Origin of the sequence: Okeania sp. SIO2C9, assembly GCF_010672455.1 — a bacterium.
GTDB lineage: Bacteria > Cyanobacteriota > Cyanobacteriia > Cyanobacteriales > Microcoleaceae > Okeania.
In genome coordinates, this window is record NZ_JAAHGO010000041.1 from 1 (window position 1) to 15534 (window position 15534).

Annotated in this window: 9 protein-coding genes and 1 pseudogene; 4 read left to right on the top strand and 6 right to left on the bottom strand. The window is 37.2% G+C overall.

The window, feature by feature from the left end; genetic code table 11:
• Nucleotides 1-1546: 1546 nt before the first annotated feature.
• Nucleotides 1547-3025 (bottom strand): ankyrin repeat domain-containing protein, encoded by a 1479-nt coding sequence (locus F6K23_RS25615; protein ID WP_293161056.1) that lies wholly within the window; start codon nucleotides 3023-3025, stop codon nucleotides 1547-1549.
• A 102-nt stretch (nucleotides 3026-3127) separates the two neighbouring features.
• Between F6K23_RS25615 and F6K23_RS25620 the strand changes: the two genes are divergently transcribed.
• Nucleotides 3128-3595 carry a DUF4079 domain-containing protein gene (locus F6K23_RS25620; protein WP_293161058.1) on the top strand — a complete coding sequence of 156 codons (468 nt, stop codon included), beginning with the start codon at nucleotides 3128-3130 and terminating at the stop codon, nucleotides 3593-3595.
• A 56-nt stretch (nucleotides 3596-3651) separates the two neighbouring features.
• On the opposite strand, the gene F6K23_RS25625 is transcribed toward F6K23_RS25620, so the two are convergent.
• On the bottom strand, nucleotides 3652-4350 hold the full coding sequence (locus F6K23_RS25625; protein WP_293161060.1) for a DUF1997 domain-containing protein: 699 nt from the start codon (nucleotides 4348-4350) through the stop codon (nucleotides 3652-3654).
• Nucleotides 4351-4863: 513 nt separating this feature from the next.
• Between F6K23_RS25625 and F6K23_RS25630 the strand changes: the two genes are divergently transcribed.
• The 3 genes and pseudogenes from F6K23_RS25630 to F6K23_RS25640 all read left to right on the top strand — a co-directional run bounded on the left by F6K23_RS25630 (nucleotide 4864) and on the right by F6K23_RS25640 (nucleotide 9686).
• Complete coding sequence (locus tag F6K23_RS25630) at nucleotides 4864-5517, top strand: NAD(P)H-binding protein (RefSeq protein ID WP_293161062.1); 654 nt, start codon at nucleotides 4864-4866, stop codon at nucleotides 5515-5517.
• Nucleotides 5518-6615: 1098 nt separating this feature from the next.
• Nucleotides 6616-7344, top strand: a pseudogene (locus F6K23_RS25635) (glycoside hydrolase); the annotation flags it as partial.
• 1094 nt (nucleotides 7345-8438) lie between these two features.
• Nucleotides 8439-9686, top strand: a complete 1248-nt coding sequence (locus F6K23_RS25640; RefSeq protein ID WP_293161064.1) for an RNA-guided endonuclease TnpB family protein — start codon at nucleotides 8439-8441, stop codon at nucleotides 9684-9686.
• Between the two features lie 211 nt (nucleotides 9687-9897).
• On the opposite strand, the gene F6K23_RS25645 is transcribed toward F6K23_RS25640, so the two are convergent.
• The 4 genes from F6K23_RS25645 to F6K23_RS25660 all read right to left on the bottom strand — a co-directional run bounded on the left by F6K23_RS25645 (nucleotide 9898) and on the right by F6K23_RS25660 (nucleotide 15156).
• Nucleotides 9898-11001 (bottom strand): DNA polymerase beta superfamily protein, encoded by a 1104-nt coding sequence (locus F6K23_RS25645; RefSeq protein WP_293161066.1) that lies wholly within the window; start codon nucleotides 10999-11001, stop codon nucleotides 9898-9900.
• Nucleotides 11002-11099: 98 nt separating this feature from the next.
• Nucleotides 11100-11306, bottom strand: a complete 207-nt coding sequence (locus F6K23_RS25650) for a hypothetical protein (protein ID WP_293161068.1) — start codon at nucleotides 11304-11306, stop codon at nucleotides 11100-11102.
• A 531-nt stretch (nucleotides 11307-11837) separates the two neighbouring features.
• Complete coding sequence (gene nadB / locus F6K23_RS25655) at nucleotides 11838-13547, bottom strand: L-aspartate oxidase (RefSeq protein ID WP_293161069.1); 1710 nt, start codon at nucleotides 13545-13547, stop codon at nucleotides 11838-11840.
• 865 nt (nucleotides 13548-14412) lie between these two features.
• Nucleotides 14413-15156, bottom strand: a complete 744-nt coding sequence (locus tag F6K23_RS25660; protein ID WP_293161071.1) for an isochorismatase family protein — start codon at nucleotides 15154-15156, stop codon at nucleotides 14413-14415.
• Nucleotides 15157-15534: the final 378 nt, after the last annotated feature.

Sequence of the window (15534 nt, forward strand, 5' to 3'; positions counted from 1 at the left end):
TCACATGAAGCAATGATACTCACTCCCCTGAGTGATGTACAGATTGTCGGGAGCCGGATGCACGGAAACGGGCACGTCCGGATCTAACTGGGAGTTGCCCTGGGTAATACCAGGCTTCGACCCAACCAGAGTCAGGAGTTATACCATTTCTCAAAAAGAATGCTATATATCATTGGGTGGGGAAGTGTGGGAAGTGTGGGAGGTGTGGGGAGAGGTAGGGACGTTGCATAAGGGCGTCCGTACGAAAAATCTATACTAACCGACTAATAATTGTCAAAAACAGACTTTTAATCTTAGTAACTATTGAGGTGTTGAAGTATAGCTGAAGTATAGCATTACTTTTGGTAATTGGTATTAGATCGGAGAGCCGTCGGATTGGCGACGTACAGGAGGGAAGAAGAAGGAAGTTTTTTATTACCAATTAAACGGACATGATATGACAATCAGTTTGGGTTGTAAGATAGTAGGGAGTAGGGAATAGAGAAATGTCCGCGCCCTATTTTCGTAGTGCTATAAATGCCAAAATGCCAATCAATCATTACCGAAAAGCTTCCGTTGAGAGTAAGTGTGTTTGAACCAGGGGATAAAAACGAGGGAGCCTTTTAGGGTAAAGACTTTAGTTGTCCTAATTACCAGAAAATTGGGTTTAAAGCCTCGCCCATAAGCGGGCGACTTCTCAGTGTTATTATAAGATTGGTTTCAACACTCGCCTTGTCTCATAAACACTGTCGAAAAGAAGATTAGGTTGAAACTCCTTCAGTTGAGAGCTGAACTTGGGAAGCTTTCAGGTCAATGAGCAGTTCGCGCCTTGAAGGCACAAATAAACCCACAAGAATTTTTGCTCTTGTCGCGGGAGGGCATTCTGAGACTCGTGCGCGGATGCGGAGGCAAGGGTAACCGACCCCCATCCCCTCCCGGGAGGGGAGCAAGAGGGGTGGGTGCAGCAGCCTGTGTTAGCGGAGCTTTGCGGAGCGCAAAACGTCAACCCGCCGAGGAGCTACGGCTCGGTAGGAATCCTCGTGCCTTTAGGCCGGGGAGGATGTAAAATAGTACAATTAGCTTCAGTTTAAAGTTTCCAGCTCGATAAATGTATGCTTGTCAACAAGTTTTAGGGGAGTCATACCAAATTCGGTTATTCAAGATATTTGGTAGTCCTGTATGGTAATGGTGAGGATATATATTAGAGTTGTTGGTTCTTAAGCTAAAAAAATGGCTAAAACCCTTATTAGTCAATGTTTATAGTATTTTTTAAGCCTCAAAACACGAAAATCCTAATTAATATAGTAAGCTTTTGAGGCTTTTGAATTTTTATTTCCCAACAACTCTATTTTTTAATTTCTCCCACACTCCCCATCTCCCCATCCCCCTATCTGTATATTAGACATCTCCAGAAAATAAACTTGCCCTTTATTTGCTATAAACTAAGGTGTAATAAATCAAAAAAACATTTTCCGTGTTTTTTTCCTAAAAACATCTTCCCTGTTCCCTATTCCCTACTTTTACAAAAAGTCTATATCTTTATTAGGAGATGTCTATTCATTTGGTATTATGATCCAGCGTTATTAAGTAACCTGATAATATCTTGATAACCATTAAATTCTGCAAGCATTAAAGCCGTACAACCGCCTTGATTTTTATCATTCAAATTAGCACCATAATCAATTAATAGTTTTACAGCTTCAGCATGACCTTGATATGCTGCCCACATTAAAGCTGTCGCTTCATTATCATCTCTAAGATTAATATCAGCTCCTTTTTCTAAGAGTATTTTTAATGTTTCAATATCGCCTTGATATGCTGCTTTCATCATTGGAGTAGAACCACCTTGAGCAGGAATATTAACATCTGCCCCTACATCTAACAAAACATTAATAATTTCTTGATGTTTTTGCCATATTGCTAAAGTCAAAGCTGTTTCTCCAAGATGTTTACTATTCAATAAAGATGTCAAATTTTGCTTTTCTATTTTGTTCAATAAAATTGATACAATATCTTTATAACCATGAAAAATTGCTCCAAATAAAGGTGTATCACCTGCTTGATTTTTAGTAACAATTTCTGCCTCATAATTTAGCAGTAGTTTTACCATTTCAGTATGATTTTCTACTACAGCAAAACTTAAAGCTGTTTCTCCTTCTAAATCTTGAGAATTAACATCAGCATGAGCATCCAATAGAGTAGAAGCGATCGCTACATTTCCTTCTGCAGCAGCAGCCATCAAAGCTGTACCACCATTTCTACTTTTAATATTAACATCTGCCCCTGCTTCTAACAAAACTTTTACTACTTCTAAATGACCTAGGTCAGCAGCTAAAATGAGTGGATTTTCTCCATCTTTGTCTTTAAAATTAATATCAGCACCAGCTTTTAATAGAGTCTTTACAGCAGGTAAATCACCTGTTTCTGCTGCTTGCATTAACCATGTTTTACCTTGTAAATTTCTAGTATTTACATTCACACCATGATTAATCAAAATTTCTCTTATTTCTGCATAATTGCTATCAGCAACTATAGATAAAGTAGACTCATCGACCCTCGCCCCACCATCTAGTAAGACCTTAACTACATCTTGATAACCTTGACTCGTTGCTAAACCCAAGGCTGTATCATAGTCTTTATCTACCACGTTAACATCAGCTCCAGCAGCGATTAATTGATTGGCCACTGCTACATAACCATTCATTGAAGCAACCATGAGTGGGGAACTACCATCATCATTTTTGGCATTGACATCAGCACCCCTACTTAGCAAAAGTTCTACTATTTCCGCCCGTCCATGAGCTGCAGCTAACATTAAAGCTGTTGCCCCAAACTTTTTTCTTATATAGTTGACATCAGCACCTTTATCTAGTAATGCAGAGGCTATTTGAGCATACCCCTTTTCTGCAGCAATCATTAAAGCCGTTGTACCATCTAGAGCTTGAGCATTAGCATCAATATTTTGAGCCAGCAAGGTACATACTTGGGCAAAATTAGCATTTTTAACAGCCTGGACTAAGAAAATTTCTTCTTTTTGCGAAGCCATACCGACAACCATAATCTACGTTTTTAAGATCACATAAGATTAACTTGCTGTTATGCTAACTTTTATGAAGTTTTTTTACTAATCCCAGAGAGAAGATTAATTATGGATCTGCCAATTCCAGAATCTATTAAACCATGGCTCAATTTTTTTCATCCCGCCATCATGTGGATATTATTAGCCTTGACAATTTACGCCTTATATCTCGGTATCAAAGTTCGTAATAGTAGAACTGCTACAGATACAGAAAAGAAAAAAGAATTTGCTAAATTTAAAATCAAACATCACCAAGTTGGCTCTTTTCTCTTAGCTTTTATGGTTTTAGGGTCTCTTGGTGGAATGGCCGTCACTTATATCAATAATGGAAAATTATTCTTTGGCCCTCATCTGTTAGCTGGGTTAGGCATGACAGGAGCGATCGCTATCTCTGCCTCTTTAACTCCTTTTATGCAGAAAGGTCAAGATTGGGCTCGCTACAGTCATATTGTTCTTAATGTGTCAATTCTTGGTCTTTTTAGCTGGCAAGCGGTAACGGGGGTCGAAATTCTGTTAAGGATTATTAGCAAGATGTAAAAGATTGAAATTAATCAGGGGATTAAATTTTTCCCTGATTTTCAGGTTCCATATCTTTACTTGCGTTTTCTTTGTTTGGGAAATGGCAAGTTATGAGTGGTATGAAAATTTATTTGAGTTTTGTGACTCAAACATCTAGATACTTGTTGTACTACTTTAAGTAATAAACTATCGCCAGTTTTCTGAATCAAACTAGGGGACATTTTCTGAATAAACTGGGGAAATTTTACACCTACGGTCAAATCTAAATCCCATTTTGCACCGGTCATCACAGGAGGGAGTCCTAACTTTTGAATTTCCTTGTGACTAAAAAACTGCTCTGTGGGTAACTCTAGCAACTTCATTTCTGATTGAAAGTTTACTTGATATCCGGGTGGTGTATAATTAGGCACTGGGATAGATATAATTTTATATATTCCTGCGGAGTCTGGTGGTACTAATTCCAAACCTACTCTAGCTTCAACCTGGTATCCAAAAGAACCAAATTTTCCAATCGACAAATCATAACCATTTTCTCCTAGAGGCTCAACTTTCATCGGATGAGCGCATTGGCAAAACCAACTCCGATGAGATGCAAAGTGCTTTGCGACAGTATCTACATCTGCATATAGTTTCATGCAGTCATTGTATTTTGTCTTAAACCAGGTGGTTAAGCTAGTTTTCGAGAGGTCTGTTTTTGTTGCACTGGCATAGAAATCACTAACCAAGTTTTTGTCCATCTCTAAAGTTTGATGTCCTGCAAAGTTGTGATGCATGATTCATTCTCCGGTGTATATATATATACACTATATCCAATATTTTGAGGATTTCCAAATTGCTATCTACTTTATACAAAGAATTTATATTTATAGCAGGCAACAGGGAAAAGTGGGAAAAACACCCTGATTCGGATGGTCATCAGTCTATTGTCCGTGCTATACCTGTCTATTAGACCTCTTTGGAAAAGAGGGAGTAGGAGTAGGGAGTAGGGGGAAAGAATTGATGGTTTTTGCGCGATAATTGATTTTATTTTTGATTATCACGCCTATGTCTATTGCTATATCTTTAAAGTAGAGAGTTAGTAATTGAAGAAGGTGTTAGGAGGCAAAGTGAACTTCGTTGGAGATACTCTTGTACAAATTATAAGGATTTGAAAACTCAAGTTGCCTCTTAACTAGAAGCACAGAGCTATCCAAATACCCTATCTACAATTCCCTTTTGAGCACTGATTACTAACTGGCAGTCAAAAACTGTTAAAATTTAGAACTTTATTATAGATAAATTGAAAAATGAAAGTATTCGTTGCTGGAGCAACTGGCCAAACAGGTCGTCGGATTGTACAAGAGTTAGTAAGACGAGATATTCCTGTAAAAGCTCTGGTTCGTGACTTAGAAACAGCTAAAGAAATTTTGCCTCCAGAAGCAGAGTTGGTAATGGGGGATGTCCTGAATTCTCAAGGTCTCTACGCTGCTATTGAAGATAGCACAGTACTATTATGTGCTACGGGTGCTAAACCCAGTTTTGACTTGACTGGCCCATATAAAGTGGATTATGTGGGAACTAAAAATTTAGTGGATGTTGCTAAACAGAAGGGTATTGAGCGTTTTATTTTAGTTTCATCCCTATGTGTGTCTCAATTTTTTCATCCCCTAAATTTGTTCTGGCTAATTTTATTCTGGAAGAAGCAAGCTGAAGGATATATTCAGAAAAGTGGTCTTAATTATACTATTGTTCGCCCTGGCGGTCTGAAAAATGATGATAATCAATTTCCTATTGTTATGGAATCTGCCGATCGCTTATTTGAAGGTAGTATTCCTCGAACTAAAGTAGCACAAGTTTCTGTTGAGGCGATATTTCAATCAGCAGCTTGTAATAAAATTGTGGAAATTGTTACTCAGGAAGAAGCACCAGAAAAATCTTGGGAAGAGCTATTCAACAATTAATAATTAATAATTAATAATTAATAATTAGGGATTTGCAATTTAATAAAGTACCAATTATTAGTGTAGAAAAAGGCTCGTGGCTGTCATTGCGAGGCGCTGATATTAGACTCAACCTCAATCGGGAATAGTTAAGCTAGTCGAAGCAATCTCTACTCTATAGATTAGCTGGTAGTCTATTTTTTTGCTAGTCCCTTACCTCTGCTTGAAAACGAATAGGATTGACTAAAAGGAAATTTTTTCTTCACAGGAGTCGATTGGATATGGTTAGGAAACCCATCCACCCCTCGACCGCTTTTTTCTCCTTTAAAAGAGAGGCTTTAAACCCCAATTATTCGGTAAAAGCAATTGAAAAATTGAGAGAGAATTCAAGGTTACTAGGTAAGCATTCAGCTATTAGCAGTCAGCTATCAGCAATTAGTAATGAATAATTACTTCTCAGGTTTAGTCCGGTGACTTTAACAGTAACTTTTATTCTGTCCCAATTTCTCAATTATTTTTACCTTCCCCAAAATTAATAGCTGATAGCTAATAGCTGACCGCTGAATGCTTACGTTACTAGCAAGGTACACTCCTTCAACCTTAGGAGGAATTATTCATTATTTTCTGTTTGTGTAGCATCCCGCAGGGAATTGCTGACTGCTAAGAGCTGTTTGAGCAGCATTCCGCAGGAAATGCTTATGGTAATAAGTTAAGATGATTTTTAAGTTATGGCACAGCACATTTGAGAATTATTTCAATACGGTAATTGTTGTAAAAAAATCAGCTATTGTACTTAAAAAAAGGGGGGAGCGCGACTTTTTAATAATTAGGTTAAACTAGGGGTTTATTAGAAAACTTTACTGCATGAAATTTATTGTAGAAAGTTGCCAAAAAAATGTTGAGAAAATCCCTCTTTGATTATTTAGATGTATAGAGTTAAACCTGAGATTATCAGAACAAAGAAGTCAACGTCTTTTCATGGTCTTTTTATGTTGTTCAAGGGCTTAATTTTTATATTTATAGTTATCATCTTGAGCTGGACATTGTAAATACCTGAGCGCTCATTGCTATAGAAAGCAGGAAAAAAAATGTTGAGAAAATCCCTCTTTGATTATTTAGATGTATAGAGTTAAACCTGAGATTATCAGAACAAAGAAGTCAACGCCTTCCCATGGTCGTTTTATGTTGTTTAAACGCTTAATTTTTATATTTATAGTTATCATCTCTTTTGTTTCTTTTTCCCGAACTTTTAAGGGAAGTTTCAACATAGCTAAACAGGAAATAACTAAATTAATTTCTCCTAATAAATATAATTACAATAATGGCAAAAAATGGCCTCAGCTAGCAATGAAAGGTGGAGATCCTTATATTCGCGCATTAATGCGAACTATTTCAGCTAGCGAATCTAATTATCCTCGACCTTATCATGTTGTTTATACAGGTAAAAATGTATCTAATCTGAGTAAACATCCAGACTGGTGTATTACTATAGTTTCTGGTCCGAATAAAGGAAATTGTACTACTGCAGCTGGACGATATCAAATGTTAACAAGTACTTGGTATCTCATGGCAAAACGTTATCATCCACAACGTGGCAGGTTTATGTTTTGGGAATCTTACAGTTTTGAGCCAAAATATCAAGATGCTGTTGTACATGGTTGGTTAAGCGATCGCAAATATTGGAAAGCAGATATTCCTGGGTTATTAAGAAGGGGAAAATTAGACCGAGTTTTGCGGTTATTATCTGGAACATGGACGAGTTTAGGATATGGAATTGAAACTAATTCTATGAGTAAGAATTTACCAAGAGTATATCGGGAAGTTTTGGAGAATGAATTAAGTCTTTCAGGGAATAATTTTTATCAAAAAAATGAACAATCTTTGATAGTTGAGTATTTTCCTAAAGATGTTGACAATGGAGTAGTTGAAAAAGCTTTAAGAACTTTAGATTATCAGTTAATACTTCGACCAACTGTAGTAGCGGATATGCCTAGTAATTCAATTTGGTTTGGTTCAGAAGTAAGTATAAAAGAAGTTAAGTTAGTAGCAGAAAAATTAATTAGTTCAGGTGTGAATATTAAAGCTATTCGACCTTTTAATAAAAAAGTAGAATTCTCTGATTTATTGATTCGAGTAGGAGCTGACCCAGAGGTAAAAAATAGACCGTCTTTAACATTAGAGGAAGTTCGGGAAAAATCTAGTTTTACTAGAAATGATTAATTCAATAATTAATAATTGTAAGCATTTCCTGCGGATGCTGCGCAGACAGCCGTCATTTCAGTTATCAGTTATCAGTACCTCTGCAATAAGGAGGCTTGAAATACGGAATTATCTTTTTTTATCTCCTTAAAAGAGGAGGCTTTAGACCAGGATTTTTCGGTAAAAGCAACCTTTAAAATTGAGAAATAATAAAAGTTACTGCCAAATTTCCCTTCCTAAACCTTAGAAGTAGTTATTAATTAATTAGGGCTTGCTGATTAAATATCAAACCATTGACTAATATTAGTTGTAGCATTTTTTTGTCTAAAAAAGTGTCAGCTTTTCGGTGGAAAGAGCTGCATAAAGCTAGTATTTTGGGATGATTGTGGCAGAAAAATCACTCTGACAATTTTTACGACTACCTCCTCTATAATTCCCATTTCTTCTGACTTCTAAATCCTGACTCCTGACTCCTGACTTCTACCCCCACTAAAAGACTTTATTCAGCACTATAGTCTACCTTCATCAAGGAACGTCGGCTGGTGCTGAAAAATTCAATGCAAGAGGAAAGACTGCCCCTCTTGATGCCTTTCCTCCAGAAATTCAACAGTTAGGAGCTGCTCATCTCAATGTTGGTTGGAGACCCGCGCTCTCCCGAAGGGGAGCTAGGGCATGAAAACCAATCAATGTTGTGGTTTTACACATAGTATGTTAAAGTTTGAAAAATTTTCGGTCAGTAGTAGATGGTTGAAAAAGCATACAAATTTAGGTTCTATCCTACTCCAGAACAGGAAAACCTGTTGCGGAGAACCTTGGGATGTGTACGCCTCATCTACAACAAAGCTTTAGCTGCTAGAACTCAAGCCTGGCATGAGAAACAGGAACGGGTAGGATATGCCCAAACCTCAGCTATGCTTACCAATTGGAAAAAGCAGGAGGACTTACAATTTTTAACAGAAGTAAGCTGTGTACCACTACAGCAAGGTTTAAGGCATCTGCAAACTGCCTTCACTAACTTTTTTAGTGGGCGTGCCAAATATCCTAACTTCAAGAAAAAACGTAATGGTGGTAGTTCTGAGTTTACAAAATCGGCTTTTAAGTGGAAAGATGGTCAAGTTTATTTAGCCAAATGTACAGAACCATTACCAATAAGATGGAGTAGGCAACTACCACTTGGTTGCGTACCGACTACAATAACAGTTAAACTTGATCCCTCTGGTAGATGGTCTGTTTCGTTGAGAGTCAATGATACCAGAGATTTAAAACTCAAGCCGACCAATAAACTCTTAGGCATTGACTTAGGAATTACCAGTTTAGTGACTACAAGTGATGGAGAAAAAGTTGCTAACCCTAAGAATTTGAACAAATTACGCAAAAAACTAAGGTTAGCTCAAAAATCACTTTCTCGTAAAACCAAAGGTTCTAATAACTACCATAAAGCCAGGCTGAAAGTAGCCAGGATACACGCAAAAATTAAAGATTCAAGGCTTGACTATACTCACAAGCTGACAACCCAACTAATCAGAGAAAATCAAACTGTGGTAGTGGAGGATTTGGCAGTCAAAAATATGGTCAAGAATCATAAGTTAGCTAGAGCAATAAGTGACGCTAACTGGGGAGAAATAGTCAGACAGTTAGAGTATAAAGCTCAATGGTATGGACGGGAATTAATCAAGATTGATAGGTACTTTCCTAGTTCCAAACGTTGTTCTAATTGCGGTCATGTAGTGGATAAATTACCTCTAAGTATCAGAGAGTGGAATTGTCCAGAGTGTGGTAGCCACCATGACCGGGACATTAATGCAAGTATCAATATTTTGCGGATGGGAACCCGCGTCGGCGTCAGACGCAAGGGAACGCCCACCAAGAAGGCTGCGGGACTCGCAGTGTCAGTCTGTGGAGCGACTGTAAGACCCGAGGAGAGTAAATCTCGGAAGGCGGGTGCTATGTTAGCGCAGCTCCTCTGTCAAGAGGAAACAGAAAGCCCCTAGCAGTGATGTTAAGGAATCCCGCGCTGTCTCCTAGAGCAGCGTCGGGAGGATGTCAAGCGGAGAATTTTTTGTGTATTTACAAACAGCATTTTATGTAATTATGGTTTTTCCAAAAAAATTAGATTCTTTGCCCAGTCAATAACTAGAAATTATGGCTACATCAAAAAATAGAAAAGAAATACACGAAACTATTCATTCTGACTCCTGACTCCTAAAAAACTTCCGCCATTTCCACCAACTCTACACAAACTTGATTCAAAAATTCCCGGTCTACTTGTTCTGGCAATTCAGTTTTAATCTCTTTAATTTCATCAAACAAATCATCAGCTAATCTTTTCACATCCTCATAAATAACATCCCCATTTCTAATCGATAATAAATACTCTGCATCTCCCATTCTTTTCCGATTCACATAAAGCACCCCCTCCCGCAAAATTTCAATTCCCATTCTTAACAACCGAATACAATGACTCATGTGCTTGGCATCATATCCACACTTCCTTTCTAACTCCTTTCGTTGCAAATTTCTACCTTTATTCCAACTACAATAAGCTTCCCATTGACTTAAACCTTGCCGATAAGCTTGAGTTAAGTGCAAAAGATGAATAAAATCATTTTTTGCTCGGGTATATTCTTGCACTTTTGGTAATAATTCCTCAGAAATAGGGTGCTGTTTAAGAATGGCTTTATAGTCAATTTTTTCTAACAACAAATCTCGTAGTTGCTGAGTTGGTTCTAAAAATTCTATGCAGTCTCTAACCAACATATAAAGGAATTCCATAAAAGCATTAACTTCTGATTTGGTTAAAGGTCGATAGCTATTTTCATTCAGTCCAAAATCTTGAGGTTCTGGCTTTTTTACTGGAGGATTTAATAGCCATTTTCTATGAGTTTCCACTCGTTTAATTTGAGAGTAAGCATAGCCCGCAAAAGAAGCTCTGATTTTCTGGGAAATAAATGCCTGACGATAGGAAATTAGCTTTTTTCCGACTGGCGATAAATGTAAGTAAAATTCTGAATCTAACCACAGAGTTTCTAATATATTGGGATTGTTGTTATAGACCAAGGTCAGAAATTTTCTTAACTCATAAACCACACAATCTTTGACATTATCTAATACTGGATATAAACCTATTCCTGGTTCATCCCAACCTCGGTCTTTTTGTTCAAAAGATTTGAAGCCTAAATAATAATCTTTAGGTGCAATAAAAACTCCTTTATAATCACAGTCTGATGAAGGTGTGGAAGTACCGTAAGCTTGAGAACCTGTCAGGGCGAGTAATATCAATCCTGATTCTACTGTTTTTCTATCCATTCAAATCAAAATTCAAAATTCAAAAGTTATATAAGAAGATCCTTGGGGCTTTTGATCACTTTTTTTCAGAGGGATCGCTTCGGCGTATTTATATATTACTAATATACTACAAAAGAAATATTCCTGCCATCTGGTAAAGATGTTGATTGACTGCTGTGAGAATGTGATTTTTTACTATTGCGTATGTCAAAATAGTAATGAATATATTTTTTATTTCTAATTTTTAATAATCCTAGTTGTTTGTGTCGGTTGACTTGTGAGAGTAGTTTGATGAGAGCGCAAATGACTTCAAGTTCAGTTTTCACAAGGCTTGATACTCTACTATTGCGTATGTCATAATAATAATGAATATATTTTTTATTTCTAATTTAGAATTAGTCATAAATATGATCCTTTGTGTTGGGTCATATCAAATCCGGTTAAACAGCCATAGAATGGTTAAGTTAGGAGTCCTCAGGAGTCAGTCAGACCTCCTCAGGAGGAGAAAGAATTACAAAGATAAACGTAGTTATGGCGATTGAAGATTTTTTTTATGTCCAATTAAACGGATTTGATATCAGAGTGTTTTGAGATGAACCACATCGTCACAATCACGCGCCCAGTAGGGAAGTTCCATGGAACGTCCCTAATGTGGTCTACCGTGCAGGAAAACCGCGCTACCGGATTTGATATCATCTCCCCATATACTCAAATTTATTCTGCTATTTGAGAATAATGATTAAGATTTTTAGACATAGATTTGAAAAAGAATGCAGAGAAGTTCAATAGAGCTTCCCTGCAGGTGTTTGATCAAAGGTTTATTTATGATGATAATTCAGTGTTAACCTGAGATCATATTATGCCTCAACTGCCATACTTTTGATTCTTAACTCTTCAGAATTAATCCCCATTGGCGATTTCCACAAGCGATCGCCCTGCACCAAAGTATGTACGTTCCAACGGTCAGAAGTTTGAGGATAATCGCTACGATAATGTCCACCTCTACTTTCAATTCGCCATGCAGCACTTTTGAGAATTAAATAACCTAGATCCAAAAGATTGAGCGTTTCTGCAACCATCCGCAACTGTTGTTCAGCATCAGTCGAGTTTAACTCTATCATCTGGTTAGGCAATAGATTTGCTAAAAATTGAACTATATCCAAACCTGCCAAACTTTCTCGCCAATTATTAATTTTATGTAGGGATCTATCTAACAACTCTCTTTCACGAGAGATACCCGCACTTTCCCACATTAAACTCGGTAGCATTTGCCGAATCAATTCTATCTTTTCCATATCCCCACTCCAATTAAAGTCTACCTGCGACACCTCAGAATTAGGCGCAACTAAATTTGGCTGAATTTCAATGCGAGATAGTTGAGAAGCAAACACTAAACATTCCAACAAAGAATTACTAGCTAAACGATTTGCTCCATGAACTCCCGTACTTGCCGTTTCTCCGATGGCATAGAGTCCACGAATTGAGGTTTTACTCATTAAGTTACAAGCAATTCCACCCATCCAATAATGAGCAGCAGGAGCAACCGGAATAGGTTCTTGAAAAACATCAATACCCCATTGTTTGCAGACATTGATAATATTGGGGAAGCGATAACGAATGCGGTCGGGAGCAATAGGTCGCAAATCTAAATAAACATGAGCTTGGGTGGGATCATCTGCATTTTTTTGCAAGTGATGAAAAATAGCTCTACTGACAACATCTCTTGGCGCCAACTCTCCAGCAGGATGATATTCAAAGGCAAAGCGGTTTCCGCGAACATCAATTAGATGAGCTCCTTCTCCCCGCACAGCTTCACTAATCAGAAAATGAGGAGCGCCTGGTTTAGTTAAAGCAGTAGGATGAAATTGGAAAAATTCCAAATCTCGTAAAACAGCTCCCGCACGCCAAGCTATTGCTACTCCATCCCCTGTACTCACTTCCGGGTTAGTTGTTTGAGCAAATATTTGACCCCCTCCACCCGTTGCCAGCACAACTACAGAAGATTTTAACCACTGAATTTTACTTTGATGGAGAAGACTAATACCTTGGACGCGATTTTTTTGTGGTGTTAGCCATAAATTTAATGCTACTGCCTGAGAAATAACTTGAATGTTTTGACGTTCCAACACTTTTGCTGTCAGTGTATCAATAATAGCTCGACCTGTAGTATCTGCGGAATGAAGTACGCGAGGATGTGAGTGGGCAGCTTCTAAAGTCATTGCCAGTTTTTCTCCTTTGCGGTCAAAAGCAACACCCATTTCTACTAGATGAGCGATCGCTTCACCTGCATTCTCAACCATGAATTTTACCGCTTCTTTTTCACATAAACCCACACCTGCTTTGAGGGTATCTTCTAAGTGTAAGAATGGATGATCTGATGGATCTACAGCAGCAGCAATACCTCCCTGAGCGCAGTTACTCGATCCCATATTTATGACATCCTTAGTAACTAAACCAACTCTAAGATGAGTAGGTAAACAAAGTGCAGCATAAAGTCCTGCTGCACCCGAACCTACTACTATAACATCAAAGTAGGGAGAAATGTTTAGAGATTTTAATCTTGGCATTCGTATAAAGTTATTTATTTGATATAGAATAAATCAGTGTACAATTTTGTTGAGCAAAGCTTTTCTATAAGGAATTTCAGATACATATTTATAGATAGCAATAAACTATCCCTTGCAATTAAGAGGGGACAAGAAGAATGCTTGCTCATTGTCTACAGATTAGAAAGATTATAATTGCTTTCTTAAAATTCAGCTACTTTTTTACAATTTCTTCGGTTATGAATCAAAAATTATTTAGAGGAACTTATATTTATATTCAGAAGTTATTATGTTTCGGTTTTACTTTTAATATCAAATCCGGTTAAATAACCTCACAATCATTAGACATCTCCATAAAAGAGGGAGTAGGGAGTAGGGGGAAAGAATTGATGAATAAAAGTACGATAATTGATTTGATTTTTTCTAATTGGAGGTGTCTATTAGGCTAAAACTGATCGTAAGGTAATTGGAAGCATATGCAATTAGACGGATTTGATATCAGCTTTTAACTTTGAACTCTAACAGTAATTAAATAAATACAGCAAATTTCAGGGGAGTAAGGTATAATTTAAAGTTTATCTCTAATTCTTATTCCCTATTCCCTGTGTTTTAAAAGCATAATTTTTTCTACCTCCAAGACTCGAAAACTTCTTTATTTGCTACAAATATTTGTGATTTTTTACCGAATAATTACGGTATAGTTTATGAATAATCTATAATTTTTATTCATTCCTTGATCCCTGCTACCTATTCCCTAAAAGTATCAAACTTTGTAACTGATCAACTCGAAAACTGCTGTAATTTTTGAAGCTTATCATCAACACAGTATAGGTGTCTAACTTATTTTCAATACCGGAAAATTCTACTTTTAACAGTCGGTCGGCCTCTAAATTTCAATAGTAGAAGCAATAAATGCACCGCGTTCGGCCATTTTATATAATCCGACATGGTGTGATACTTTCTGTGGATGAATAGCAGTTTTTGGTAAACCTTGCTCTGCTGCCATTTCTGCTGTGAGGTCAAAGGTAGCACAACCTTTTTCATATACAGCCACATCTTTTAAAGTAGGCACTAAACCATGATTACGAACCGACAGAATAGTTACAACAAAATCCATCACACAGATATCGGTGCAAATTCCTACCACAACTAAGACTTCCAGTTTGTATTCATTTATCCAGTTTAACAATACATTACGCTGAGTATTAACATCAATAGAACCGATAAATCCATTAATACAATCCTTGGGAACTAATGTTGCGAGGGGATTATCGTGTAACCATTTCAGTTCTGGGACAAGTTCTTCTTCTCCTGTTCCCTTTTCGCAATGAGGTGGATAAGGAGGTTCTGGTTTCCCTGGTTCGTGGGTATCTAAAAATGCTAAAACTGGCCAACCTCGTTCAACAAAAGTTCTCGCTAGGCGATCGCTTTCTGAAATCATTGTAGCAATTTGTTCGTTAGGTTCTTGGGGTGCTAAGGGACCAAACCCAACAGTGCAAAAACCATTAAGTACATCCACTACAATTAATCCGGCAGAGCGATCGGCTATAATATAAGGTTGTGGATCAACAGGTAAAGCAGCTTGAATAGTTGCTAAGGTAGTATCAGGAGTCCCTAGAGTTGTTGTCATTATAATTTACTCAATGAAACAATAGTATAAATAATTTTAGCTAAATTTTATTTATTCAGGACTTACGCAAAGACACTATATATAGCGTATACTAAATATAGTGATCGCCTACAAAATTATAGCTATCGCCCAGCTTTGCTGATTCTATTCCTATTCATAAAAACTTAAACCACCGTCATTTTAATTGTAGGATATTTGAGTTCAGATACTAAATATTTAGATAACAATTGATGTTTCAGTTGATAAATAGTTTTCCCCATTTTTCCAGCTAACTCTTTTAAATGGTTCCAAACCAACATACCACAAGCAATATGGTTTTTCTGAATTCTCGCCCTACGACATTGGCACTGCTCAAGTCCTGTTAATTGCTTAATTTCT